The sequence below is a fragment of the Rossellomorea sp. GQ25 genome, assembly GCF_059758515.1.
This window is the reverse complement of record NZ_JCAXEQ010000002.1, coordinates 909,920-933,746: the sequence shown is the minus strand read 5'-3', so window position 1 is coordinate 933,746 and position 23,827 is coordinate 909,920. Positions and strand designations below refer to the sequence as shown.

Genomic DNA, 23,827 nt, shown 5'->3' with positions numbered 1-23,827 from the left:
AACTGTGTGATAAAGGAGGGGCTACAATGAGTGACGTATTATCAAATCAACAACTGACAGAAGAAGAGCGTATGGCTCATTTTATGAGAAAGATTGAAAATGACGAAAAGATTGAAGCGGATGATTGGATGCCGGATGAATATCGGAATGCACTGATTAAGCTGATTTCCATGCATGGGATAAGTGAAATCATGGGGGCACTTCCCGAGAAGGAGTGGGTACCGAAAGCACCTACACTAAGAAGGAAGCTTGGTATCATGGCAAAGGTACAGGACGAGATGGGCCATGGACAACTTCTGCTTCGTGTAGCGGAAGATTTAATGAAGCCTTATGGGAAAACAAGAGAGCATATTATGAGAGATTTATTTTCAGGAGATTTAAAGTTTCATAACGTCTTTCACATGGAAGCACCTACTTGGGGTGACGCTGGGTTAATCGGCTGGCTTGTGGACGGGGCAGCGATCATCACTCAAACGAATATGCTCCATGCCTCATATGGTCCATATGCCCGGGCGCTCAAGCGGATTTGTGCGGAAGAAGTGTTCCACGCACAGCATGGTGAAGCCATCATCATGGCTCTTGCAGAAGGGACTCCCGAGCAAAGGGCATTAGTTCAGGATGCAGTAGACCGCTGGTGGGAATCGCTTCTTATGTTCTTTGGACCGGGTGATGCGAAAACGACAGGTTCCTCTAAGCAAGATATTACCATCAAGTACAACATCCGGACGAAAACAAATGAACAGCTGAGACAGGACTTTTTCACGAAATATGTTCCGAGGATGCTGTCGTTAGGACTGACTCTTCCTGATGAAACGATGTACTTCGATGAAGAAAAGGACTTATGGATCTATAAGCAGCCCGACTGGAACCGTTTCAAGGAAATCATTCGGAACAATGGGCCGAAATCAAAGGATCGCCTTCGTTTAAGAGAATTATCCTACGACAATAATGCGTGGGTTCGAGAAGCATTAAGCCCTAGTGACCAAGTAAGTTAGAAGGGAATGAGAAGGATGTCAGACAAGGGGCAAAACTTTTATCAGGAATTTGAAGTGTTTAGTAAGAGAACGGACGGGGCACAGATGCAGCATCAATTCAGTTTGTTAGCCCCCAACCATGAGCTTGCCATGGTAATGGCTCAAGAGAATTTCATGAGAAGAGAGCCGGTTTCGGATATATGGGTTCTGAAGCGGTCGGACGTGCGGATGATGACACCTGAGGAAAGAGAGAGTGTTGGCCGTCTTGATAATAAAGATTACCGGAACGCCAAAGGCTACGGTTATCTGAAGAAGAAGTGGAGACAGTACGAACAGGAAATGCTCGATGAGAAAGAAATCATGTCATGGGGAGAGTTGGTGAAGAAGAAATGAAAGTGAAAAGTCCAAATGACATCCCAAACGCAGATTATAAGGAAGCGCTTCTGAGCCTGCTCTATCAACTGGCCGACGATGATTTCATCCTTGCGTATCGCGGTTCTGAATGGCTGGGACTCGCTCCTCATATTGAAGAGGATGTCGCGTTTTCATCTATTAATCAAGACACGATGGGGCATGCCACGATGTTTTATCAGCTCCTTGAAGAGTTAGGGGAAGGGGATCAGGACCATCTGGCACATGGAAGGAAGGCGTCAGAACGAAGAAATGCCATCTTACTGGAAGAAGTGAATGGATCAGGACACTACTTACAAGAACCCCGCTACGACTGGGCTTTTGCTGTTGTAAGACATTATTTCTACAGCGTCGCCAAAAAGGTACGAATTGACTCATTAAAGAACTCCTCCTATGAACCACTTGCCGACATGGCAATCAAAATCAACACAGAATTATATTATCACCTGCTGCACTGGAAAACCTGGTTCATTCAATTAATGAATGCAGGCGGGGAAGCAAGGGAGCGAATGAATAAGGCGATTGAACGAGTATTAAATGAATTCCAGGGAGTCCTGACCCTGGGACCAATGGGTAAAGAAATGTCTCTTATGGCTCTGATCGAAGGAGAAGAAAGCTTAACGAAACGATGGGAGCTGGCCCTTCAACCGGTCTTCCAATCTACTCAACTATTCTTTCCTCCGAATGTAAGCATGAAAAAAGGGAATGGACGCTTAGGTGAACACACTCCTGAACTGGATACGGCACTTTTCACATTAAGCGAAGTCTATAACACAAATCCCGCAGCAAGCTGGTAAAGGATGAAGGAAAATGACTGCAACCGTTTTAGATGTTCTTCAAACTGTGAAAGATCCGGAAATAGATTCCATCAGCATTGTGGATCTTGGAATGGTCAATCGTATTCATCATTACGAAGATGCTGTGATGATTGAACTCCTTCCAACCTTTGTAGGCTGTCCTGCATTGGACATTATCAAAGGAAATGTGGAGAAGGCTTGTCGGGATCAGCTTGGAATTCAATCCGTACAGGTACAATTCGTTTATTCTCCTCCCTGGACATCCGACCGGTTAACCGAAAATGGCCGGGAAAGACTGAAGGAATTCGGCATCGCACCTCCGCCTGAACATTTCACCGGGGAAGAAGAATGGGAGATTCATTGTCCATATTGTGATTCCCCCTATACTTCAATGGAGAATCTGTTCGGTCCCACCGCCTGCAGAAGCATTCTATACTGTAAGCAATGCCGCAACCCGTTCGAAGCCATGAAGCCAATATCAACAATGATGTGAAGTTTAGTAAGTTTTAGCTTTTAGCACCGTTTATCTAAATCTATCTTTTTACAAGGCTATTTTCTAAAAGATTGTTGTTTTGTAAGGGTTTTGTTAAAGCAAACCGGATTCTCAGAAAGTTGATTCTCGCTGCAGGTGATCGACTCCTGCGGGAATAGCGGGACAGTACGAAAAGCGCAGGCGGCTTGATCAGCCCCGACAAGCATAAGATGAATGGGTCGGGAAGGTGCTCTTTGCCTTCTTGGACCATTTAGCTTATGACCTCGAGGGGCGAGCCGCCGGAGCCAGACAGGTGAGACCCCGGAGGCTCGCCGCCAGCCCCGCGTAAAGCGAGCATCCTGTAGCGGAAATCAACTACTACTGTCTTATTACAAATAGTACCAAAATAAACTTTTGAAAATCAAAGGAGAGATTCCACTATGGTAAAACTAATCGCATTGTATAAGCACCCTGAAAACAAAGAGAAATTTGATGAGCATTACTTCAATACCCACGCTCCGATCACGGCAAAAATTCCAGGACTTAAAAAGATGGATGTAACGAGAATCGTCGGTTCACCTATGGGTGGAGAAGGCAAATACTACTTAATGTGCGAAATGTATTACGACAATCATGAAGCGCTGAAAGCAGCCATGAAATCCGATGAAGGCAAAGCCTCCGGGAAGGACCTTATGGGCTTCGCCGCAGAGTTAGTCACTCTTATGATCGGTGAAGAAGTGAATGAGTAAAGCGTACGAATATATCGTAGTGAGCGAGAGGGACGGACTTGGTTTTATTGAATTAGATAGACCTAAAGTCCTGAACGCTATCAATCGTCCTATGGTATCGGAGTTAGTCAATGCTTTCGAGTCATTTGACCGGAACGACAGTGTGAAAGCAATAGTTTTATCTGGTAGGGGCAGAGCCTTTGCTGCAGGAGCAGACATTGATGAAATGGCAGAGGACGGAGCCATAGATTTAGAACTCTTGAATCAATTTACCGAATGGGACCGCTTGGCCTGGATTAAGAAGCCGATCATCGGAGCGGTCCAGGGGTTTGCATTAGGAGGCGGGTTTGAGTTAGCTCTTTGCTGCGACATTCTATTCGCTACTGAGGATGCAAGCTTCGGGTTTCCAGAGGTGAATCTTGGGGTCATGCCTGGAGCAGGCGGGACACAGAGGCTCACCAAGCTGATAGGGAAATCAAGAGCTATGGAATGGCTGTTATCGGGAGACCTGTTTACATCCACGCAAGCTCTCGAGTGGGGAGTCATCAACCGGGCGATTCCAAAAGAGTTATTAATAGAAGAAACCGAGAAGTTTGCGAAGAAATTAGCTGCAAAGCCACCGCTTTCCTTGAGATTGATCAAAGAATCTGTCCATAAAGCCGTTGATTCTTCGGTTTATGAAGGGATGCAATATGAGCGGAAGAACTTCTATCTTCTCTTTGCCTCTGAAGATCAGAAAGAAGGCATGAAGGCTTTCGTGGAAAAACGCAAACCGGAATTCAAAGGAAAATAAGGAGGCTGCAGAATGTACGAAACCCTTAAATATGAAGTGAAAAATAACGTAGCCTGGATTACCTTGAACCGCCCGGATAAGCTGAATGCTTTCATTCGTCAACTAAATCTGGAAATCCAAAAGGCCATGAAGGACTCTTCACGAAATGAAGAAGTAAGAGCCATTGTGATAACAGGTGAAGGCAGGGCTTTTTGTTCGGGACAGGATTTAAGCGAAGTAGATGAATCGATGGATCATGGAGAGGTCCTTCGAAATAACTACGGACCGATGGTGAAAGAAATTGAGCAGTGTGAAAAGCCGGTCATTGCAGCCGTCAATGGAGTGGCGGCAGGAGCGGGATTCAGCCTGGCCTTGGCATGTGATTTCAGGATCGTGTCAGAGAAAGCGAGCTTTGTGCAAGCATTTGTACATGTCGGATTAGTCCCAGATTCAGGGAATCTTTATTATTTATCAAAGATTGTTGGATACGCAAAAGCGCTGGAACTGGCGGTGTTTGGAGAGAAGATAAAGGCGATCGATGCAGAAAAGCTAGGTCTTGTCACGAAAGTCATATCACTTGAAGAGTGGCAGGAAGAGACGGTTGCGTTTGCCGAAAGAATCGCCTCCATACCAACGAAGGCAATCGGCTTGATGAAGCGTTTGTTAAAGGGCAGCGCGGATCTATCCTTCAACGAATACTTAGAAAAAGAAGCCTGTGCCCAGCGGATCGCAGGCCAGACAGAAGATCACCGCGAAGGTGTGACAGCATTTATGGAGAAAAGAAGACCAGCCTTTCACGGAAAATAATTCAATCAAAAAGGAGATGGAGTTATGTCTACAGTAAAAGAGCAAAGCTTTGAAGTCCTTGAAATGAAAAGAGAACATTATTCATTGGTGATCAACGGTCAACGTATGGAAAGTGGTTCAGGTGAAACCTTTACAACGTACAATCCAGCGACAGGTGAAGCGATTGCCACCGTTTCACTGGCATCTGTTGAAGATGCTGAAAAAGCGGTTGAAGCAGCGAGAAACGCGTTTGACTACGGTAAGTGGAAGAAGTTCCCGATCAATAAGCGTTCCCGCGTGCTCAATAAAATTGCAGGCATTATGAGATCACGTTTCAATGAACTTGTCTCACTTGAGATCATGGATAGCGGGAAATCACTATCCGCCGCACAAGGTCAAGTGATGCAAGCGATCGAAGACTTTGAATTCTATGCAGGAGCGATTGTGGGCCATCGTGGAACGGTCAATAATGTACCAGGTCAATTCATGAATGTTGCGGAGAAAGAGCCGGTCGGTGTATGTGCTCAAATCATTCCGTGGAATTATCCATTGATGATGGCAGCGTGGAAAATTGCGCCTGCCATTGCGTCAGGCTGTTCGGTTGTGGTGAAACCAGCGACTCTTACACCATTAACAGCGATTGTCTTGGGTGAAATCTGTATTGAAGCCGGCGTTCCTGAAGGAGTAGTCAACATCATCCCGGGTGCAGGTTCTTCTGTCGGTAATTACTTAGTTGAGCATGAAAAGGTTGATAAAGTAGCCTTCACAGGTTCTACTCCTATCGGTAAAAACATCATGGAAAAAGCGTCTCAAACCCTAAAGAGAGTTACTCTTGAATTAGGTGGGAAGTCACCAAACATCGTATTTGAAGATGCAGATGTCGATGCAGCGGTGGATGGTTCCCTGTTCGGAATCTTCTATAATACAGGCCAGTCCTGTGAAGCACGCTCCAGATTATATGTTCACGAAGACATTTATGATGAGTTCATGGAGAAATTCGTTGAGAAGACGAAGAAGCTGAAATTGGCTGACCCACATGATAAAGGAACTCATATCGGGGCGATCATCAACCAGGAGCAGCTGGACACGATCGACGGTTATGTTCAATCTGCTAAAGAAGAAGGGGCAACGATCTTAGCCGGGGGAAGTCCTGCGAAGGTTGAAGGCTTCGAAAAAGGCTATTGGTATGAGCCAACCATCATTACAGATGTGAATCACGACATGAAGGTTGTAAAAGAAGAAATCTTCGGACCAGTTGTGGTGGTAATGAAATTCAAAGATGAAAAAGAAGCGATCAAAATGGCCAACGATAGCGAATATGGACTCGGTTCAGCGGTATGGACTCAAAACCATGGCCGTGCGACAAGAGTATCGAAAGCGATCCAGGCCGGAATCGTGATGGTGAACTGCCCGTTCTCCGCATTCCCGGGTACTCCATTCGGAGGCTACAAGCAGTCCGGATTTGGCCGTGAACTTTGCGTTGAAACGCTCGATCTTTACACAGAAACAAAGAGTATCATTTCTTACTTCGGAAGCCGTCCGTTAAATCCTTTTGGTGTGTAAGAAGACATAAACAAGCAGGGGGGGGTCCTATCAGGGTCAACCCCTTATTACAAGAAAGGGGAAAACAAACATGACGCAGCATATCGTGGTAGTTGGTTCCGGAGTAATGGGTAGAGGGATTGCCTATGTGAGTGCAGTTGGAGGCTTCCGGACCACACTGGTTGATATTAAACAAGAGCAGTTGGATCATGCCAGGAATGAGATTCAGCTCATTTTCCAAAAAGGAATTGAAAGAAATAAGCTCACTCAGCAACAGTACGTAGAAGCAAAAGAGTTTATGAACTATTCAACGAATCTTTCGATTGCTGTACGGGATGCCGATGTGGTTATCGAAGCCGTTCCGGAAAAAACAGACATTAAGCGTGGCGTATTCGAAGTACTGGATGCTCATGCCCCGGAGTATTGCTACCTGGCAACGAATACCTCCACCATGAGCCCGACTGAAATCGGCTCCTTTACGAAACGACCTGACAAAGTCATTGCTATGCACTTTTTCAACCCTGTACATAAAATGACACTCGTTGAAATCGTGAAGGGATTGGAAACAAGTGATGAAACGACGGAGGTCATCCAGCAAGTGGCCCGACTGATGGGGAAAGAAACGGTAGTCATCAATGAGTTCCCTGGTTTTGTCACAAGCAGAATCTCTGCCCTCGTTGGGAATGAAGCCTTTTACATGCTCCAGGAAGGACTCGGTTCTCCTGAAGAAATCGATAAAGCAATCAAGCTCGGCCTCAATTATCCAATGGGGCCATTTGAACTTGGGGATTTAGTCGGACTGGATACGCGATTGAATAATCTTAAGTACCTTCATGAAAAGCTTGGAGAAAAGTATCGTCCGGCCCCTCTTTTAGAGAAATATGTGAAGGCAGGACGTCTTGGCCGAAAAACTGGTAAAGGTGTTTATGATTACTCTGAAACAAAGGAAAAGGAGCATCAGTCATGAGAGAGGTTGTCATTGTCGATGCTGTCCGGACCCCGATTGGAAAATACAAAGGCTCTTTAAAAGAGGTGCGCCCTGATGATTTGGGTGCACATGTTATTAAAGCGCTCATCGAACGAAATCCCCTCGTCCCGGTGGATACGATTGAAGAGGTGGTACTTGGAAATGCCAACGGTGCCGGGGAGGATAACCGGAATGTAGCCCGGATGTCGACACTCCTGGCAGGTCTCCCTGTTGAAGTCGGGGCCACCACCATCAACCGTTTATGCGGTTCTGGACTGGACGCTGTGAACTATGCGGCGAGAGCAATTTTGGCTAATGAAGGAGATGTTTTCATTGCAGGCGGGACTGAAAGTATGACACGGGCTCCGTATGTCATGGCAAAGCCTTCAAAGGATTTCCCAAGAGGCAATATGGAAATGTTCGATACGACGATCGGGTGGCGCTTCGTTAATTCCCGTCTGAAAGAAAAATACGGGACCGATTCCATGCCGGAAACAGCAGAAAACGTGGCGGAACAGTTCGGCATTTCGAGGGAAGAACAAGATCACTTTGCTTACTGGAGCCAAATGAAAGCGAAACGTGCCATGGATGAAGAACGGTTTAAAGAAGAAATCGTGCCCGTTGAATTACGTGACCGTAAAGGGAACCTATCTACGTTCCAGTTCGATGAACACCCAAGACCCGATACCAATAGTGAGAAACTGCAGAAGCTTAAGCCCTTATTCCAAGGAGGAACGGTGACGGCAGGGAATGCATCAGGAGTCAATGATGGTGCATCTGCTCTTTTATTAATGAGCAGGGAGAAGGCAGAAGCATTAGGCGTTACACCGCTGGCCCGCTACATGACATCGGCCACTTCAGGGCTTGAACCTTCTGTGATGGGACTGGGACCGATCTATGCCACACAGAAGGTACTGAAACGGTCCGGCCTTGCTCTTGACCAAATCGGCTTAGTGGAGCTTAATGAAGCATTCGCTGCACAATCCATTGCCTGCATCCGTGAGCTTGGGTTGAATGAAGAGATTGTCAATGTCAATGGAGGAGCCATCGCATTCGGTCATCCACTTGGAGCAAGTGGAGCACGTATCCTTACCACCCTTCTGTATGAAATGAAAAAGAGAAAGGTACGCTACGGCTTGTCTACCATGTGTATTGGTGTCGGCCAGGGGATTGCGACTTTAATAGAGAGTATAGAATCTTAATAGCTTGAGTCCTGTAAGTGCAGGACTCTTTTTGTGATTAGAATCTACCCTTTTTAGAAAAGATAGAAATGAGGTGAGTGAGATGGAATTTGAAATCATGACAAAAGAAAGCGAGATTCCTTGTCTCGTAGTCGCGGATGAGGATAACGGAAGGTATTTAATAAGGAAAGCCGATACGAGTGGGGAAGTGTTCAACAGTCAGGAAGAGCTTGTGAGATGGATCGAGGCGAATTGGTCGCAGGAACAGGTTGTCAATTCGTATGAATTTGTTAAAATGCTGGAGATGTTGAGGATGTATCATTGAGGGTCAGGCTCTATAAGGGAGCCTGATTTTTTTTGTGCCTGAAATTCATATACAAACTTAAAAATCATGAATATTCATATGTTTTCATAGAATGTTTATGATAATATATAAATCAAACGTAAATTAAACGTCATAAACAAACGGAATGAATCTAAAGGAGAGGCACCGATGAATACAAGATCAATGATCTTTACACTATATGGGGACTACATTCGACATTACGGAAATAAAATATGGATCGGCAGTTTGATACGTCTTCTGAATGAATTTGGTCACAACGATCAAGCGGTCCGTGCAGCAATTTCAAGAATGAATAAGCAAGGCTGGGTCCAGGCAGAGAAACAAGGGAACAAAAGCTACTACTCCCTCACAGAACGCGGTGTGACTCGAATGGAAGAAGCCGCAAAGAGGATCTTCAAGTTGAAGCCGGAGCAATGGGACGGTAAATGGAGAATCCTGATGTACTCGATTCCGGAAGAGATTAGAAGCATCCGTGATGAACTGAGGAAAGAACTGGTATGGAGCGGTTTTGGAACCCTTTCTACAAGTACGTGGATCTCTCCTAACAATCTGGAAAAACAAGTCCAATCCCTGATTGGGAAATACGAGATTAAAGACTATGTCGATTTCTTCATTGCTGAATATGAAGGTCCCAATGAGAATCAGCGTTTGATCGAAAAAAGCTGGGACCTGAAAGAAATCAATGACCGCTATCAGGAATTCATTTCTCACTACAGCGAAAAATACATGATCGATAAAAGTAAAATCGGAAAAGGACAAATGAGCGACGCTGAATGCTTCGTTGAAAGAACCAAGCTCGTCCATGAGTATCGCAAATTCCTTTTTGTCGATCCCGGTCTGCCGGAAGAACTGCTGCCTGAAAAATGGCTCGGGGCACACGCAGCCTCCCTGTTCGGAGAATACTACAAAGAACTCGCAGAACCGGCATCACGATTCTTCGAAAGTGTATTCGAAGACGGCAACGAACTCAAAAACAAAGACCTGAGCTACAACGTCATGACCCACCCATTATTATTAGACTGATAAAAACCACTTGCCAGTTTGGCAAGTGGTTTTTTGAGGGACGGACCTCTATTTTTTCAGAAGATAAGAGATACCAAATAATGATGCTCCGGTAATGAAAGAAGCATACCATGGAAAAAGGAACGATGGACCAAGGTCAGGAAGGAAGTAAGTGGCGCAAATTATGACGCCCATTGATACCATACCCATTGTACCTGCTTTGATGGAATCTTTCACAGGGGTTTGTTTCTCCTTGAATAAAGATTGTTTAATAATCGAGAAAATGATTTTTACCCCAATCAAACTGGAACAGAAGATGATAAATGCCATTATGCCGGAAGTGACTGGATATACTTCACTGTTTATATCTTTAAACATCGGCCCAATCAATAATAAGAGTCCTCGAATCAACAAGAAATATCCCAATAAATTAAGAGCTAAAGATGATACGAATGTTACGATGCTCCTCTTTCTTTCTGTAGGGAGCTGTTCAATGATATCATCAGCGTAAGCCTTAGGATCATCCCCTAAAATCATTCTGGCTGTTTTCCCTTCACGCTGCCCGTCAATAATATGATCCAGGATTTCCATTAATATTTCCTCGGTCTGCTGCTCCGATAATGAAAGCTGTAGGCGCATGTATATCAAAAAATCCGAATAATACTTCTCATTCTCTTCCGACAATCCTATTCGTTTCTGATTGTTCAATTCAATTAACTGCTTTGCTTCAATCATCAAGGTTCCCCCTTTTTAATAGTGCTGTGACCGGTGATACGATTTGTTCCCATTCCCTTGATATATCAGAGAGTGCTGAATGTCCTTCATCAGTTAAATAATAGTATTTTCGGTTAGGTCCGGAATCAGATGGCTGCATTTCCCCACGGATCAGATTATTTTTCTGGAGTCGTAACAACACTGGATAAATGGTCCCTTCGCTCACATTCTGTAAACCGGAAGACTGCAATTTTTTGGAAAGTTCATATCCGTAGACCGGCTCTTTTTCAATCACAGATAGGACGCAACCATCTAATATACCCTTTAATAGCTGACTGCGGATAGACATATAGTGCCTCCTTTTTTAATACATGGCAATACAAGGTACTGATGTAAAACACAGCTACCTTGTTTTACAAAGTAGCTGATTTTAGAATATGTGTTTAGGTAGAAAATGTCAATGTTAAATTCAAATTGGTGAAAATTTCTTTCGGTACTTGTCGTACAATTCGAAAGAGTATAACATTAATTTAACGAAGGGGGATTTTTATGAATAACTTAACGGGCTTATTACATATAAAATATCCAATCATTCAAGGGGGAATGGGAAATATCAGTAACGCCTCCTTGACGGCGGCAATCTCGGAGGCAGGTGCATTGGGAACAATCGGTGTCGGTACTATGGGCGTGGAGGAAGTGGAAGGGATCATTATTGAAACTAAAAAACGGACAAATGCTCCCTTTGCACTGAATATTCCCATCTCGATCACCCCATACCTGCAGGAGATGATCAAATTAGTGGTCACTCATGGAATACCGGTCGTTTCCTTATCAGCAGGAAATCCTGCCCCGCTCATTCCGTATTTCCATGAGCACAACGTGAAGGTAATCTGTGTTGTCGCTTCGAAAAAGCAAGGAAAGAAAGCGGAAGACACTGGTGCAGATGTGATCGTGGCGGAAGGATATGAGGCTGCAGGAATCAACTCCAATCTAGAAACGACAACGCTTGCCCTTATACCTCAGCTCGTCGACACGGTCAACATTCCTGTCGTGGCAGCAGGAGGGATTGGCGATGGAAGGGGGCTCGCTTCCATGCTTGCCCTTGGTGCCAGTGGTGTGCAAATGGGTACACGGTTCATCGCTACACAGGAAGCTCCTTTTCATGAAAACTATAAAACGACACTAGTAGAAGCAAAAGATGATAGCACCGTCATCGTCGGTCGTTCTGTCGGAAGGGTAAGAAGGGTCATGAAAACGCCCTATGCAGCACAATTGATTCAAAAAGAACAAATGGGGGTCGCTGTTGAAGAGTTCAGTCGAATAACCTCCGAAGATTATCACCGGGTAGGAGCACTTGAAGGGAAGCTGGATCAGGGATTTATCAACGGAGGACAAGTGTCCGGTCTAGTATCGGATGTCCCGACGGTGAAGGAATTGATAGATAGAATGATGATCGATGCCCAGGGGATTTTCAAGAAGCTATCGGGCAGCGGTGTGGAATCTTAATAGATTGTTGTGAAAAAGCGCTTTCCTTGATTGGGGAAGTGTCTTTTTTATGGTGGTGTTCACAATTTGGCACAAGTTTTGGTGAAATGGCACAACTAAGCGCTAAAGTAGCACAAGTATAGTAGATTCCGGCACAACAAAGTAAAAAAGAGAGATTCAAAGGGGAATACTATAGTACGAAACCATTAATTTAGCTGGATTTTCATAGAAAACGTTATTATAGTGACACTTTAACGATCGTTTCACCTATTATAATTACGTTTTCTTGTTGCATTCTCCATCAATCGCCACGTCCCAATAACAATCAAAATGATAAAACCGTAACCCTCATCACGTTCACCAACCCCATAGCAAAAAAATTTTCCCGCAATCCCTCTAGAAATCATCACCAATTACGACTATACTAGTATTAATTTTTAAATTTTCGGAATATTATTGACTATTTTGTGACAGGAGTGATAATATAACGTTGTATTTACGTTGGTGTTCATTTTTATCATACTTGGATTTGCTAGTCTACCAGACTACTGATCATATATTAGGAAGAGAAAAAGGGGGATTTCTGTGAAGAAGAAGAGTTTATTACTTGTTGTCATCTCTATGATGCTGGGAATGCTGGTTTTAGCGGGCTGTGGTAGTGATACAAGCTCAGGTGGAGAAGATGGTGAAAAGCAATATGTGATTGGGGTAACCCAAATTGTGGAACATCCTTCTTTAGATGCAGCATTTGAAGGTTTTAAGAAGGCTTTGGCTGAAAACGGTCTTGAAGAAGGCAAAAATGTAAAGTTTGATGTTCAAATTGCTCAAGGGGATCCTACAAATTCACAAACGATCGCCAAGAACTTCGTTGGTGATGGTGTCGACCTCATCTTTGCAAACTCAACCCCAAGTGCTCAGCACGCATTAAATGCTACAAAGGAAATTCCAATCGTCTTTACCTCAGTAACCGATCCCGTTGGTGCTGAATTAGTGAAATCTTTCGAAGAGCCGGGTGAAAATATTACTGGAACGACGGATACACACCCTGAAGCGATCTCTAAAACGCTTTCATTTATTACGGATGAAATGAAAGCGAAAAATATTGGGGTTATTTATAACTCAGGTGAACAAAACTCGGTTGTACAGGCTGAAGAAGTGAAAAAGCTTGCTGAAGAAAAGGGAGCGAAGGTAGTGGAAGCATCTGTATCTACGTCAGCAGATGTAAAACAAGCGGCAGAATCCCTGGTTGGTCGTGTGGATGCCATCTACATTCCGACTGATAATACCGTTGTATCTGCATTGGAATCAGTCATCAGTGTAGCAAATGATAAAGATATCCCTCTATTTGTGGGTGAACTGGATTCAATGAAAAAAGGAGCGATTGCTGCTAGTGGGTTCAGCTATGAAGATCTTGGTTACGAAACGGGACTGATGGCTGCAAAAATTTTAAAAGGTGAAAAGAAAACTTCTGAAATCAATGTTGAGTATCCGAAGAACTTTATGTTAATGATCAATAAGCAAGCCGCTGAAGAGCAAGGTGTAGAAGTTCAGGATGCATGGTCTGATTTAGGAGAGTTTTACGAAGAGAAATAAGAGAGGATGATGATTCGTGCCAACAGCAATATTCGCATCCTTTGAATCTGGAATCATTTACGCTATTATGGCCCTCGGAGTCTACTTGTCCTTTCGGATATTGGATTTTCCTGATTTAACAGTCGACGGCAGCTTTGTTACGGGAGCCGCTGTCGCTGCCACCATGATCGTTAGTGGCGTAAATCCAGTCATCGCAACCATAACAGCGATTGTCATCGGATTTGTTGCAGGATGTATAACGGGACTACTTCACACGTTTGGAAAAATCAATGCCCTATTATCAGGGATTCTCATGATGATTGCCCTGTATTCTATCAATCTCCGGATAATGGGAAGGTCGAATGTACCTTTACTAAGTCAGGATACTGCTTTTACAGGGGTGGAAGGATTTTGGTCACCTCTCGGGATCGATGCTGTACTCAATAAATTGTGGATGGCAGTGGGACTTGGTGAGCCTGTACCGGGGACGTGGAGCATTTTATTTATTATGATCATCATCACGCTTGTCATCAAGTTTTTAACAGACGGATTCTTGAAAACGGAAATCGGGTTGGCATTACGGGCGACTGGAGATAATCAGCGAATGATCCGTAGCTTCTCTGCTAATACGAACCTGATGATTATTCTGGGTTTGGGAATATCGAATGGGATGGTAGCACTGTCGGGAGCGTTGATTGCTCAATACAGCCGATTTGCTGATGTCGGAATGGGAATCGGGATGATTATCATCGGACTTGCTTCAGTTATCATCGGTGAAGCATTGTTTGGAACCAAGACGATCGCCCGTACGACGCTCGCAGTCATTGGAGGAGCGATTATCTATCGACTAGTCGTATCCATGGCTCTTCGCGTCGATTTCCTGGAAACAGGGGATATGAAGCTTATCACAGCGACAATCGTGATCCTTGCCCTTGTCATGCCTAAGGTGATGGACCGTTACAAGGACAAGAAACGAAAGGCCCAGCGAATGGCAGAACGATTAGACAGGTCTTCAATCACAGATGGAAAGGGTGAGAGCGGTGTTACAATTAAATAGAATCCACAAAGTATTTAATGAAGGGACACCCGATGAAAAAATCGCCCTTGATGACATTCAACTCTCTTTAAAACCTGGGGATTTCGTCACAGTGATCGGAAGTAATGGAGCCGGGAAATCGACATTGATGAATATCGTTTCAGGTGTACTGCTGCCTGATGTGGGAAATGTTCTGATTGACGATCATGATGTTTCTAAGGTGTCCGAGTATAAAAGATCTAAGCTTATCGGTCGGGTGTTCCAGGATCCAATGGCAGGCACTGCACCCACTATGACCATCGAAGAGAACCTGGCCATGGCGTATTCCAGAAATCGTACCCGCACCTTTAAAATGGGTGTGACCAAAAAACGGAAAGTGTTTTTTAAAGAAGTACTGGAAACCCTTCACCTCGGGCTTGAGAATCGATTGAATGCAAAGGTCGGGTTGCTATCTGGAGGGGAAAGACAGGCGCTCTCTCTACTGATGGCCACATTCACCGAACCGTCGATCTTATTGCTGGATGAACATACGGCAGCATTGGATCCTGCTAGAGCGGACCTCATTACGAACCTTACGAAAGAGATTGTAGAGAAGTATAAGCTTACCACGTTGATGGTCACCCATAATATGCAGCAGGCGCTGGACCTTGGCAACCGATTGATCATGATGGATAAAGGCCAGATTATATTAGAGGTAAATGAAGAAGAGAAAAAACACCTCACAGTCGAAGGACTTCTCCACGAATTTCAGCGAATCCGTGGAAGCAAACTCGCCAGCGACCGGGCACTTCTCTCATAAGCTTATAAAAACAATAAACAACCTTCTACAAAAAGCAACGAAACTCTGTTTCGTTGCTTTTTATTTTTGAGAATATTTTGATTACCTATCTGGAAAAGGGAATCGTCTAGCTCCGGCGACTAGAGGCTCGAGGTCATAAGTTGAACTTACCAAGAAGGCAAAGGGCGCCTTCCCGGTAAGTTCGACTTATGCTTGTCGCTTCTGATCAAGCCGCCTCCGCTTTTGAGGGAGGGACGGACCTTCGTCTTCGCCGATAGGTCCGTCCCTCTGCATAACTTATATTAATATAATATTTTAAATTTTAACAATTTATTGACTATTTATAAAACAAAATGTTATTATATCGTTGAATTAACGTTATATAAAAATATATAATTTTTTGGTTTAAAGGGGGAAAGCAATGAAGCCTGGATTAGCAGAAGGACATACCGCCGTCGTCACGACAGAAGTAACCCCCAGCATGTATGCCCAGTTTGAAGGAGACGTGGTACACCCGGTGTATTCGACCGTCTCAATGGTTTACCATATGGAATGGGCATCAAGAAAGATCATTCTACCCTATTTGGAAGATCATGAAGAGGGAATGGGAGCCAAGGTGAACGTCGAGCATATGGCTCCGGCGAAAACGGGTTCCTCTCTTGAAATTAAAGCGAGCGTAATTAAATATGAACGAAACATTATTGTAACCGAAGTGACTGTCAGAGATAGAGAGAATGACAGGCTCATTGGGAAAGGTGAAGTCAAACAAGTGTTACTGCCGAAAGAGAAAATTAATGAAAGAATAAAAGAGAACTAGTTTTGATCCACTTCATCAATAGGAGTGTAAAAGGAGGAAGCTTAAGTGTCTAACGTATTCACTAAAATGGAAGCGGTTACAAACGGAGAGCTTGTAGGGGGCGGAGAATTGGATATGTTCGAAAAAATACAAAATCATGAACAGGTTGTATTCTGCAATGATGAAGAAACAGGACTGAAAGCCATCATCGCCATACATAATACGACTCTTGGACCTGCATTGGGCGGCTGTAGAATGAGACCCTACACATCAGTAGATGAAGCACTTGAGGATGTTTTACGTTTATCAAAAGGAATGACCTACAAATGTGCAGCAGCCGACGTGGACTTCGGTGGAGGAAAAGCCGTCATCATCGGAGATCCTGAAAAAGACAAACATCCTGAGCTGTTCCGTGCTTTTGGCCAATTTGTTGAATCCCTGAACGGAAGATTCTATACCGGGACAGATATGGGCACGACTCCTGATGATTTTGTTTATGCCTTAAAAGAAACGAATTGCATTGTAGGCGTCAATGAAGAATACGGTGGAAGTGGAGATTCATCCATCCCGACTGCCATGGGCGTGATCTACGGCTTACAGGCAACCAATCAAAACGTATGGGGCTCAAAAGACCTTCATGGAAAAAGCTATGCCATTCAAGGGTTAGGAAAAGTAGGCTTTAAAGTAGCCGAGCGTCTACTTGAAGAGGGAGCAGACCTCTATGTAACGGATATCAGTCAGAAATCCATTGATCAGTTAGTGGCCAAGGCAAACAGGATGGGAGCAGCCATTAAAGTCGTATCCGGAGATGAGATCTACTCGGTTGATGCAGATGTCTTCATTCCTTGTGCCATCGGTGGAATCATTAATGATCACACGGTAGATCAGTTGAAGGTAAAGGCGGTCGTCGGTTCTGCAAACAACCAATTATTAGACCTTTCACATGGAATGAAGCTGCACGAAAAAGGAATCTTATACGCACCTGACTACATCGTCAATGCAGGCGGATTGATTCAAGTAGCGGACGAATTGTACGAACCAAACAAAGAACGTGTCCTGCAAAAAACAAGCGCTATCTATAATAGCCTGCAGAATATTTACCTGCAATCAGAAAACCAGCATATGACCACAGTCGAAGCAGCCAACCGGTTCTGTGAGGACAGAATCCATGCACGCACAAGAAGAAACAGCTTCTTCTCCCATGCGAAACGTCCGAAGTGGTCTGTGAGAACGTAGTTTGTATCAGTCGGTAATGTATGGGGCAAAAAATAGGGGTGTTCACAATTTGGCACAACAAACGCTCAAAGTGGCACAAGTTTCAACATAACCTATCCAATAGCATATCAAAGAGAGCCATTTTTATTCTATAAGAACCCTATCGTTCACGAATGAAACACCTCAAGAATATCTAAATCTAGTCACTTTTTAATAAAAATATGAATATCCCAAATCTTCAACAATAAAGCACCACAAGAGGTGATGAAATGATCGAGGAATTTCAATTGGTCCAGGTGATGGACCAACAAGGACAACTGGTTCAAAGCGCGTATGAAAAGGACATTTCAGAAGACTTGGCCCGCACTTTTTATCGTCATCTGATCAGGATCCGTACCTTTGACCGCAAAGCCGTTAGCCTGCAGCGTCAAGGCCGGATCGGAACATACGCACCATTTGAAGGGCAAGAGGCATCTCAAGTGGGGAGCGCCCTTGCACTGAAAGAGAAGGACTGGTTATTCCCGTCCTATCGGGACCATGGGGCTACCATGACATTCGGTCATTCCCTGCTTCATATCCTCCTATTCTGGAAGGGGAGAAATGAAGGATGCGTGCCTCCGGAAGGAAAGAATATTTTCACTCCTGGCATTCCAATCGCGACACAGCTTCCACATGCGGTAGGGGCGGCTTACGCGGAGAAAAGAAAAGGGACCCGGAATGCAGCCATTGTATATTTTGGTGATGGCGCCACTTCTGAAGGCGACTTTCATGAAGGATTGAACCTGGCCAGCGTTTGGGAGGCCCCGGTCGTCTTTTTCAATCAAAACAATCATTACGCCATCTCCGTTCCCATGCACAAGCAAATGAAAACCAAAACCATTGCCCAGAAATCACTTGCCTATGACATTCCAAGCGTACGCATCGACGGCAATGATATTTTTGCTGTTTATTTTGAAACGTTGAAGGCGTTGGAGAGAGCACGAAACGGGGACGGACCTACCTTGATCGAGTCCGTGACCTGGAGATACGGTGCCCATACAACCGCAGATGATCCGACAAAGTATCGTGATCAACAGGAAAGTGAGTCCCGACGTAAGGATAATGACCCTGTCGATCGCTTAACGAAATTCATGAAGCATAGAGGCTGGGTTGACGAAGAGTGGATGACCTCTGTTCAAAAGGAATGTGCGAAGGAAGTAGATCTTGCTGTTGAGGAACTGGAAGCATATCCGGCAGCTGATCCTAGTGTGATCTTTGATTATGTGTTTGCGACACCGACCTGGACGATCCAGGAACAAAAAGAAAAGCTCCTTGAGCGATTGAGAGGTGAGTAGAATGAGCACCTTAACGAAAATGAAGACGCTGACGATGGTTCAAGCCATAACGGACGGCCTGAGAGTGATGCTGAAGGAAAACGACAATGTCCTCTTAATGGGAGAAGATATCGGCACCAATGGGGGGGTGTTTCGAGCGACTGACGGACTGCAGCAGGAATTTGGAGAAGATCGAGTCCTCGATACCCCGTTAAGTGAAGCTGGTTTCATTGGAGCAGCCATTGGGATGGGATTGAACGGATTTCGTCCAGTGGCAGAGGTCCAATTCTTAGGATTCATCTATCCGGCATACGAGCAAATAATGACTCATGCTTCCCGCCTCCGCGCCCGTACCCTGGGACACTTCACCTGTCCATTGGTCATCAGGGCTCCGTATGGGGCTGGTGTAAGGGCGCCTGAGATTCATTCCGATAGCACCGAAGCACTTTTCACTCATATGCCGGGAATCAAAGTTGTTTGTCCCGCAACTCCATATGATGCAAAGGGACTTCTGATTGCAGCCATCGAGGATCCTGATCCCGTTCTATTCCTGGAACCTATGCGATGTTACCGATCTTCCAGGGAAGAAGTGCCTGAAGAAAAGTACACGGTGGAAATCGGGAAAGGCAAGGTAGTCACAGAGGGGGAGGATGTCACAATCATTGCGTGGGGAGCGATGGTTAAAGTAGCCGAGGATGCAGCCAAGGAAGCCGCTGATAAAGGTATTTCCTGTGAGGTCCTCGATCTTAGAACACTCTATCCCCTTGATAAGGATCTCATTTCAAGTTCTGTTCAGAAAACGGGGAGAACCGTGGTTGTGCATGAAGCACACGCCACTGGTGGAGTCGGAAATGATGTACTGGCGATCATCAATGACAAATCCTTTTTATATCAGAAAGCACCGACTGAACGGGTAACGGGATTCGATACACCTGTCCCATATTTCGGATTTGAAGATTTCTATTTGCCTGACAGTAAACGTGTGCTGGCTGCAGTGGAGAATGTAGCCCGCTATTAGACAAGGAGGGAGTTCATGGAAGTTAAGCTTCATGATATTGGGGAAGGAATGACCGAAGCCAATATCAATCACTTTCTCGTAAAAGTGGGGGATGTCGTGAGAGCGGATCAACCACTGGTAGAGGTACAAACAGATAAAATGACGGCAGAGATCCCGGCACCATTTTCAGGTGTGATCAAGGAGTTTACGGTTAGTGAAGGGGAAACGATTCCGGTGGGATCTACGGTTCTGTTGATGGAAAAAGAACACGTGATGGAGTATGGAGGCGAGCGCTCCATTCCACAAACAACTCAAGTATTGAAGAAAAGAAGGATCCTTGCATCCCCGTATACGAGGAAAATAGCAAGGGAGAAGGGTATCAATATAGAAGAAGTGGTTGGTTCCGGAGCTGGTGGGAGAATCCTTGATGAAGATATTTTCCTTTATCTGAATGGAGAAAGTCAGTCGGCGCAAGCGGTTGAAGAACCTAAACCTGTTGCCCCTGCAGCACTGACTGAACCTGACGCTAAAACGATTCCTTTCCGGGGCAGACGCAAACAAATTGCTTCCAAAATGTCACAGTCGCTCAGAATCATCCCGCACTGTACCCATTTCGAAGAAGTCGACGTTACGAATCTATTAGTCTGGAAAGATACCATGAAAGCGAGTGGTCAATCCATTTCTATGGGAGCTTATTTTATCAAAGTCATTTCTGTCTGTTTAAAAGAGTTTCCGATCTTCAATGCCCGTCTCAATGAACAGGAGGAGTGTGTCGATCTTCAGTCCCATCACAATATAGGAATCGCTGTAGATACAGACGAAGGACTGATCGTCCCTGTCATCAAACAAGTTGAACGGAAAACAATGAAGGACATTCACGGCGAAATGAAGGAACTGACCGTTAAAGCACAGGAAGGCAAGTTAACGATGAAGGATATCAAAGGAGGAACCTTCACGGTCAGTAACGTAGGACCGCTGAACGGATCGATTGGAGCCACTCCGATCATTAATGAGCCTGAAGTAGCCCTCGTCGCCTTCCATAAAACGAAGAAGCGTCCGATGGTGAACGAAAAAGATGAAATTGTCGTCCGTTCCATGATGAATGTTTCGATGTCCTTTGATCATAGAGTGGTAGATGGCGGGACAGCCGTGAAATTTACGAATCGATTACGGGATCTGATTGAAGAACCTCAATCCATGCTTTTGGAGTTGATGTAAATGGTAGTAGGAGAGATTACGGAAGATAAAGACATTGTCGTCATCGGAGGAGGTCCTGGGGGCTATCACGCAGCCATCAGAGCCGCGAGCCTCGGTAGACAGGTGACGTTGATTGAACGGGAGGATGTAGGCGGGACCTGTTTAAATAAAGGATGCATTCCGTCAAAGGTATTCACCCATTTTGCCCAGGAATATAAAAAGACTAAGCATCTGAAGGAAATGGGAATGGAGTTTGGTGAAGTGGAAGCAAATCTTTCTTCTCTTCAATACTATAAAAATAAAAAAATCACCCAACTCCGAACAGGGGTAGAATCACTGTGCAAAGCGAATAAGGTTGAAATGGTAAAGGGCTCGGCATCCTTCCTATCAGAATCCCGTATTGGAGTTGAAAACGGTCATGAGTTTTCCCTTTTTAATTTCAAACAGGCAATCGTTGCGACAGGTGGTGAGTTTCAGTACCCAGATGGAATTGAATTTGACTCGGATCGTGTCCTAAAAGAGAAAGAAATCTTTCAGCTCGAGGAAATCCCTGAGGAGCTGATCATTTATGGGAACGATTATATTTCATTGGAGGTCGCGTCTATTTTCTCCATATTGGGAAGCCGTGTCACCCTTATTTTGAACGGGGAATTTCCATTTGACTCTGCCCTATCAAAAGAACTGTTCAGACAGTTAAAAAAGCAGAAGGTCAATGTAATCAAGAATTCTACGCTGCAAGCTGCGAGTCAAGCTGAAGCAAAAGTCACAGTGAACATAGACAAAGGGAACGGGGATGTCGTTTCAATCGAAGGCTCTCACTTTGTCATAAGTGGAAAAGTTAAGCCGAACCTATCAGACCTCGGGCTTGACCGACTCCGTGTTAAATTAACGGAGGAGGATTATATCTGGACAGATCGGGAGGGACGGACCTCCATTCCGCATATTTGGGCGATCGGGGATGTCACGGAAGGTCCGTCCCTCGCAGTCAAAGCGATTAAACAGGGGAAGGCGGCCGCCGAGGCAATGGCTGGGCTTCAAGTGGAAGTAGATCTGCAGTTTGTGCCGATGGTGGTGCAGATGAGTCCTCCTATTGCATGTGCAGGGTTGACGGAGGAAGAAGCAAGACGGGCAGGTTATTCTGTTACAGTGAGTGAGAACCCTGTCAGAGGAAACGGGTACGCTCAGCTGACGGATGAAAAGGATGGATTCGTGAAAGTCGTGTCGGACAGTGAAACGGATTTGATTCTTGGTATTCATATGATGGGGAAGGGAGCAGCCGAGCTGATCACATCAGGTGTGCTCGGCCTTGAGATGGCAGCGAGAGATGAGGACTTTCGTTTTCCACTTTATCCCCATCCAAGTATGAATGAAAGTTTACTCGAAGCGGTCGAAGGATTAAAGGGAGACGCCGTGCATATGCCTCCCCGAAAAAAAGAGCTGGCCAGGTAAAGTGAGGAGACGCTTTTACACAGAGAAGCGTTTAAGCTTTACTAGCCGCTCTTGAGAAGTTCTACAAAACTATTTAATATAATATTCAGAATATAATAACGTTTAATGGAGGGATTAGGATGCAAGAGAATGTAGCAAAAAAGCAGGTTAAAGTAGAAGATGTCTTCCCGGTAAGAGATGTTGATTTTTTAGAGTACTATACGGGTAATGCAAAGCAGGCCGCTCACTTCTTCTGTACAGCATTCGGTTTTAAGACCGTTGCCTATTCAGGGTTGGAAACAGGAAATCGTGACACAGTATCCTATGTACTGCAACAAAACAAAGTCCGCTTGGTTATAACGGGAAGCCTGCACGAAGGCAGCCGAGTGTCCCAATTCGTGAAGCATCACGGAGACGGCATTAAAGATATCGCCCTTGTGGTGGATGATGTTGAAAAGGCTTACACTGGAGCAGTATCCCGCGGTGCAATTGAAATCATGCCCCCTTCCACGTTAGAAGATGATAATGGAAAATTGAAAAAAGCCATCATTGGTACATACGGGGATACGATTCATACCCTTGTGGAACGTAAAGATTATAAAGGGATCTTTATGCCAGGTTTTGAAAAATATGATTCAGCTCTTAAACATGAAGATGCCGGTATCATCGCTGTGGATCACGTAGTTGGAAACGTGGAGAGCATGGAAGAGTGGGTAGAGTACTATGAAAAAGTGATGGGCTTCAAGGAAATGCGCCACTTCACAAATGAAGACATTACAACTGAATACTCAGCCCTTATGTCCAAGGTTATGCATAACGGAGGTCGCATTAAATTCCCGATCAATGAGCCTGCTGAAGGAAAACGCAAATCACAAATTCAGGAATATCTTGAGTTCTACGGTGGTCCAGGGGTGCAGCATATTGCCATTTTAACCGAGGATATCGTGAAGACAGTTGGTATCTTGAAAGAGAATGGAGTAGAGTTCCTAAATACGCCTGACTCCTATTACGACATGCTTTCAGAGCGTGTAGGAGAAATCGACGAAGAGATCTCCAAGATCAAAGAGTTGAATATTCTAGTAGACCGTGATGACGAAGGCTACCTGCTTCAAATATTCACAAAGCCAATCGTCGATCGTCCAACCCTATTCATTGAAGTGATTCAACGTAAAGGTGCAAGAGGATTCGGAGAAGGAAACTTCAAAGCATTATTCGAATCCATCGAGCGCGAGCAGGAACGCAGAGGAAACCTATAAAATTAAAAATAGATAGATAGAGCATATATAACGGGGGTCAAAGGACCGGTCAGGGGGTTAAC

Annotated in this window: 25 protein-coding genes; 23 read left to right on the top strand and 2 right to left on the bottom strand. The window is 44.8% G+C overall.

Features of this window, described 5'->3' with window-relative positions:
• Nucleotides 1–26 precede the first annotated feature (26 nt).
• The 12 genes from paaA (at nucleotide 27) to paaX (ending at nucleotide 9,999) form a co-directional block, all read left to right on the top strand.
• Nucleotides 27–995, top strand: a complete 969-nt coding sequence (paaA, locus tag AC6CIB_RS10415; RefSeq protein ID WP_324746556.1) for a 1,2-phenylacetyl-CoA epoxidase subunit PaaA — start codon at nucleotides 27–29, stop codon at nucleotides 993–995.
• A gap of 15 nt (nucleotides 996–1,010) precedes the next feature.
• The gene (gene paaB / locus AC6CIB_RS10410; RefSeq protein ID WP_498280309.1) at nucleotides 1,011–1,367 is read left to right on the top strand and encodes a 1,2-phenylacetyl-CoA epoxidase subunit PaaB; all 357 of its coding nucleotides are present in this window, start codon (nucleotides 1,011–1,013) and stop codon (nucleotides 1,365–1,367) included.
• Complete coding sequence (gene paaC, locus AC6CIB_RS10405) at nucleotides 1,364–2,182, top strand: 1,2-phenylacetyl-CoA epoxidase subunit PaaC (protein WP_498280307.1); 819 nt, start codon at nucleotides 1,364–1,366, stop codon at nucleotides 2,180–2,182. Before paaB ends, paaC begins: the two co-directional genes overlap by 4 nt.
• A gap of 13 nt (nucleotides 2,183–2,195) precedes the next feature.
• The gene (gene paaD / locus AC6CIB_RS10400) at nucleotides 2,196–2,675 is read left to right on the top strand and encodes a 1,2-phenylacetyl-CoA epoxidase subunit PaaD (RefSeq protein ID WP_498280305.1); all 480 of its coding nucleotides are present in this window, start codon (nucleotides 2,196–2,198) and stop codon (nucleotides 2,673–2,675) included.
• Between the two features lie 419 nt (nucleotides 2,676–3,094).
• The gene (locus AC6CIB_RS10395; RefSeq protein ID WP_498280303.1) at nucleotides 3,095–3,403 is read left to right on the top strand and encodes an EthD family reductase; all 309 of its coding nucleotides are present in this window, start codon (nucleotides 3,095–3,097) and stop codon (nucleotides 3,401–3,403) included.
• Nucleotides 3,396–4,175 carry an enoyl-CoA hydratase/isomerase family protein gene (locus AC6CIB_RS10390; RefSeq protein ID WP_498280301.1) on the top strand — a complete coding sequence of 260 codons (780 nt, stop codon included), beginning with the start codon at nucleotides 3,396–3,398 and terminating at the stop codon, nucleotides 4,173–4,175. The genes AC6CIB_RS10395 and AC6CIB_RS10390 overlap by 8 nt, the downstream gene beginning before the upstream one ends.
• 12 nt (nucleotides 4,176–4,187) lie before the next feature.
• Entirely contained in the window at nucleotides 4,188–4,961 is a 774-nt protein-coding gene (locus AC6CIB_RS10385) for an enoyl-CoA hydratase-related protein (RefSeq protein ID WP_498280299.1), read from the top strand.
• A gap of 24 nt (nucleotides 4,962–4,985) precedes the next feature.
• Complete coding sequence (locus tag AC6CIB_RS10380; RefSeq protein WP_498280297.1) at nucleotides 4,986–6,503, top strand: aldehyde dehydrogenase family protein; 1,518 nt, start codon at nucleotides 4,986–4,988, stop codon at nucleotides 6,501–6,503.
• A 70-nt stretch (nucleotides 6,504–6,573) separates the two neighbouring features.
• Nucleotides 6,574–7,449 (top strand): 3-hydroxyacyl-CoA dehydrogenase, encoded by an 876-nt coding sequence (locus tag AC6CIB_RS10375; RefSeq protein ID WP_498280295.1) that lies wholly within the window; start codon nucleotides 6,574–6,576, stop codon nucleotides 7,447–7,449.
• Nucleotides 7,446–8,651, top strand: coding sequence for a thiolase family protein (locus AC6CIB_RS10370; RefSeq protein ID WP_498280293.1), 1,206 nt, complete (start codon nucleotides 7,446–7,448; stop codon nucleotides 8,649–8,651). The genes AC6CIB_RS10375 and AC6CIB_RS10370 overlap by 4 nt, the downstream gene beginning before the upstream one ends.
• 82 nt (nucleotides 8,652–8,733) lie before the next feature.
• Complete coding sequence (locus AC6CIB_RS10365; protein ID WP_498280291.1) at nucleotides 8,734–8,955, top strand: hypothetical protein; 222 nt, start codon at nucleotides 8,734–8,736, stop codon at nucleotides 8,953–8,955.
• Between the two features lie 168 nt (nucleotides 8,956–9,123).
• Nucleotides 9,124–9,999 carry a phenylacetic acid degradation operon negative regulatory protein PaaX gene (paaX, locus tag AC6CIB_RS10360; protein WP_498280289.1) on the top strand — a complete coding sequence of 292 codons (876 nt, stop codon included), beginning with the start codon at nucleotides 9,124–9,126 and terminating at the stop codon, nucleotides 9,997–9,999.
• 48 nt (nucleotides 10,000–10,047) lie between these two features.
• On the opposite strand, the gene AC6CIB_RS10355 is transcribed toward paaX, so the two are convergent.
• Nucleotides 10,048–10,713, bottom strand: coding sequence for a DUF1129 family protein (locus tag AC6CIB_RS10355; protein ID WP_498280287.1), 666 nt, complete (start codon nucleotides 10,711–10,713; stop codon nucleotides 10,048–10,050).
• Nucleotides 10,706–11,041: a PadR family transcriptional regulator gene (locus AC6CIB_RS10350; protein ID WP_498280285.1), complete on the bottom strand. Its 336-nt coding sequence runs from the start codon at nucleotides 11,039–11,041 to the stop codon at nucleotides 10,706–10,708. The genes AC6CIB_RS10355 and AC6CIB_RS10350 overlap by 8 nt, the downstream gene beginning before the upstream one ends.
• Before the next feature lie 200 nt (nucleotides 11,042–11,241).
• Here AC6CIB_RS10350 and AC6CIB_RS10345 point away from each other — a divergent pair, with 200 nt between their 5' ends.
• The 11 genes from AC6CIB_RS10345 to hppD all read left to right on the top strand — a co-directional run bounded on the left by AC6CIB_RS10345 (nucleotide 11,242) and on the right by hppD (nucleotide 23,765).
• Nucleotides 11,242–12,198, top strand: coding sequence for an NAD(P)H-dependent flavin oxidoreductase (locus tag AC6CIB_RS10345; protein ID WP_498280283.1), 957 nt, complete (start codon nucleotides 11,242–11,244; stop codon nucleotides 12,196–12,198).
• Nucleotides 12,199–12,798: 600 nt separating this feature from the next.
• A complete protein-coding gene (locus tag AC6CIB_RS10340; RefSeq protein WP_498280569.1) occupies nucleotides 12,799–13,770 on the top strand; it encodes an ABC transporter substrate-binding protein in 972 nt (323 codons plus the stop codon).
• A 16-nt stretch (nucleotides 13,771–13,786) separates the two neighbouring features.
• Nucleotides 13,787–14,806 (top strand): ABC transporter permease, encoded by a 1,020-nt coding sequence (locus AC6CIB_RS10335; RefSeq protein WP_498280281.1) that lies wholly within the window; start codon nucleotides 13,787–13,789, stop codon nucleotides 14,804–14,806.
• A complete protein-coding gene (locus AC6CIB_RS10330) occupies nucleotides 14,790–15,584 on the top strand; it encodes an ABC transporter ATP-binding protein (RefSeq protein WP_498280279.1) in 795 nt (264 codons plus the stop codon). Before AC6CIB_RS10335 ends, AC6CIB_RS10330 begins: the two co-directional genes overlap by 17 nt.
• Before the next feature lie 400 nt (nucleotides 15,585–15,984).
• A complete protein-coding gene (locus AC6CIB_RS10325) occupies nucleotides 15,985–16,380 on the top strand; it encodes a thioesterase family protein (protein ID WP_498280277.1) in 396 nt (131 codons plus the stop codon).
• A gap of 114 nt (nucleotides 16,381–16,494) precedes the next feature.
• Nucleotides 16,495–17,595, top strand: a complete 1,101-nt coding sequence (locus tag AC6CIB_RS10320; protein ID WP_498280567.1) for a Leu/Phe/Val dehydrogenase — start codon at nucleotides 16,495–16,497, stop codon at nucleotides 17,593–17,595.
• 248 nt (nucleotides 17,596–17,843) lie between these two features.
• Nucleotides 17,844–18,908 carry a pyruvate dehydrogenase (acetyl-transferring) E1 component subunit alpha gene (gene pdhA, locus AC6CIB_RS10315; protein ID WP_498280275.1) on the top strand — a complete coding sequence of 355 codons (1,065 nt, stop codon included), beginning with the start codon at nucleotides 17,844–17,846 and terminating at the stop codon, nucleotides 18,906–18,908.
• 1 nt (nucleotide 18,909) lies between these two features.
• Complete coding sequence (locus AC6CIB_RS10310) at nucleotides 18,910–19,905, top strand: alpha-ketoacid dehydrogenase subunit beta (RefSeq protein ID WP_498280273.1); 996 nt, start codon at nucleotides 18,910–18,912, stop codon at nucleotides 19,903–19,905.
• Between the two features lie 15 nt (nucleotides 19,906–19,920).
• The gene (locus AC6CIB_RS10305; protein WP_498280271.1) at nucleotides 19,921–21,102 is read left to right on the top strand and encodes a dihydrolipoamide acetyltransferase family protein; all 1,182 of its coding nucleotides are present in this window, start codon (nucleotides 19,921–19,923) and stop codon (nucleotides 21,100–21,102) included.
• The gene (gene lpdA / locus AC6CIB_RS10300; protein ID WP_498280269.1) at nucleotides 21,103–22,530 is read left to right on the top strand and encodes a dihydrolipoyl dehydrogenase; all 1,428 of its coding nucleotides are present in this window, start codon (nucleotides 21,103–21,105) and stop codon (nucleotides 22,528–22,530) included. It abuts the gene before it with no gap.
• A gap of 119 nt (nucleotides 22,531–22,649) precedes the next feature.
• Nucleotides 22,650–23,765 (top strand): 4-hydroxyphenylpyruvate dioxygenase, encoded by a 1,116-nt coding sequence (gene hppD / locus AC6CIB_RS10295; protein ID WP_482630959.1) that lies wholly within the window; start codon nucleotides 22,650–22,652, stop codon nucleotides 23,763–23,765.
• Nucleotides 23,766–23,827: the final 62 nt, after the last annotated feature.

Coding starts and splice junctions, on each gene's coding strand:
- paaA (WP_324746556.1), top strand. CDS start 27: ATGAGTGACGTATTATCAAATCAACAACTGACAGAAGAAGAGCGTATG.
- paaB (WP_498280309.1), top strand. CDS start 1,011: ATGTCAGACAAGGGGCAAAACTTTTATCAGGAATTTGAAGTGTTTAGT.
- paaC (WP_498280307.1), top strand. CDS start 1,364: ATGAAAGTGAAAAGTCCAAATGACATCCCAAACGCAGATTATAAGGAA.
- paaD (WP_498280305.1), top strand. CDS start 2,196: ATGACTGCAACCGTTTTAGATGTTCTTCAAACTGTGAAAGATCCGGAA.
- AC6CIB_RS10395 (WP_498280303.1), top strand. CDS start 3,095: ATGGTAAAACTAATCGCATTGTATAAGCACCCTGAAAACAAAGAGAAA.
- AC6CIB_RS10390 (WP_498280301.1), top strand. CDS start 3,396: ATGAGTAAAGCGTACGAATATATCGTAGTGAGCGAGAGGGACGGACTT.
- AC6CIB_RS10385 (WP_498280299.1), top strand. CDS start 4,188: ATGTACGAAACCCTTAAATATGAAGTGAAAAATAACGTAGCCTGGATT.
- AC6CIB_RS10380 (WP_498280297.1), top strand. CDS start 4,986: ATGTCTACAGTAAAAGAGCAAAGCTTTGAAGTCCTTGAAATGAAAAGA.
- AC6CIB_RS10375 (WP_498280295.1), top strand. CDS start 6,574: ATGACGCAGCATATCGTGGTAGTTGGTTCCGGAGTAATGGGTAGAGGG.
- AC6CIB_RS10370 (WP_498280293.1), top strand. CDS start 7,446: ATGAGAGAGGTTGTCATTGTCGATGCTGTCCGGACCCCGATTGGAAAA.
- AC6CIB_RS10365 (WP_498280291.1), top strand. CDS start 8,734: ATGGAATTTGAAATCATGACAAAAGAAAGCGAGATTCCTTGTCTCGTA.
- paaX (WP_498280289.1), top strand. CDS start 9,124: ATGAATACAAGATCAATGATCTTTACACTATATGGGGACTACATTCGA.
- AC6CIB_RS10355 (WP_498280287.1), bottom strand. CDS start 10,713: ATGATTGAAGCAAAGCAGTTAATTGAATTGAACAATCAGAAACGAATA.
- AC6CIB_RS10350 (WP_498280285.1), bottom strand. CDS start 11,041: ATGTCTATCCGCAGTCAGCTATTAAAGGGTATATTAGATGGTTGCGTC.
- AC6CIB_RS10345 (WP_498280283.1), top strand. CDS start 11,242: ATGAATAACTTAACGGGCTTATTACATATAAAATATCCAATCATTCAA.
- AC6CIB_RS10340 (WP_498280569.1), top strand. CDS start 12,799: ATGATGCTGGGAATGCTGGTTTTAGCGGGCTGTGGTAGTGATACAAGC.
- AC6CIB_RS10325 (WP_498280277.1), top strand. CDS start 15,985: ATGAAGCCTGGATTAGCAGAAGGACATACCGCCGTCGTCACGACAGAA.
- AC6CIB_RS10320 (WP_498280567.1), top strand. CDS start 16,495: ATGTTCGAAAAAATACAAAATCATGAACAGGTTGTATTCTGCAATGAT.
- pdhA (WP_498280275.1), top strand. CDS start 17,844: ATGATCGAGGAATTTCAATTGGTCCAGGTGATGGACCAACAAGGACAA.
- AC6CIB_RS10310 (WP_498280273.1), top strand. CDS start 18,910: ATGAGCACCTTAACGAAAATGAAGACGCTGACGATGGTTCAAGCCATA.
- AC6CIB_RS10305 (WP_498280271.1), top strand. CDS start 19,921: ATGGAAGTTAAGCTTCATGATATTGGGGAAGGAATGACCGAAGCCAAT.
- lpdA (WP_498280269.1), top strand. CDS start 21,103: ATGGTAGTAGGAGAGATTACGGAAGATAAAGACATTGTCGTCATCGGA.
- hppD (WP_482630959.1), top strand. CDS start 22,650: ATGCAAGAGAATGTAGCAAAAAAGCAGGTTAAAGTAGAAGATGTCTTC.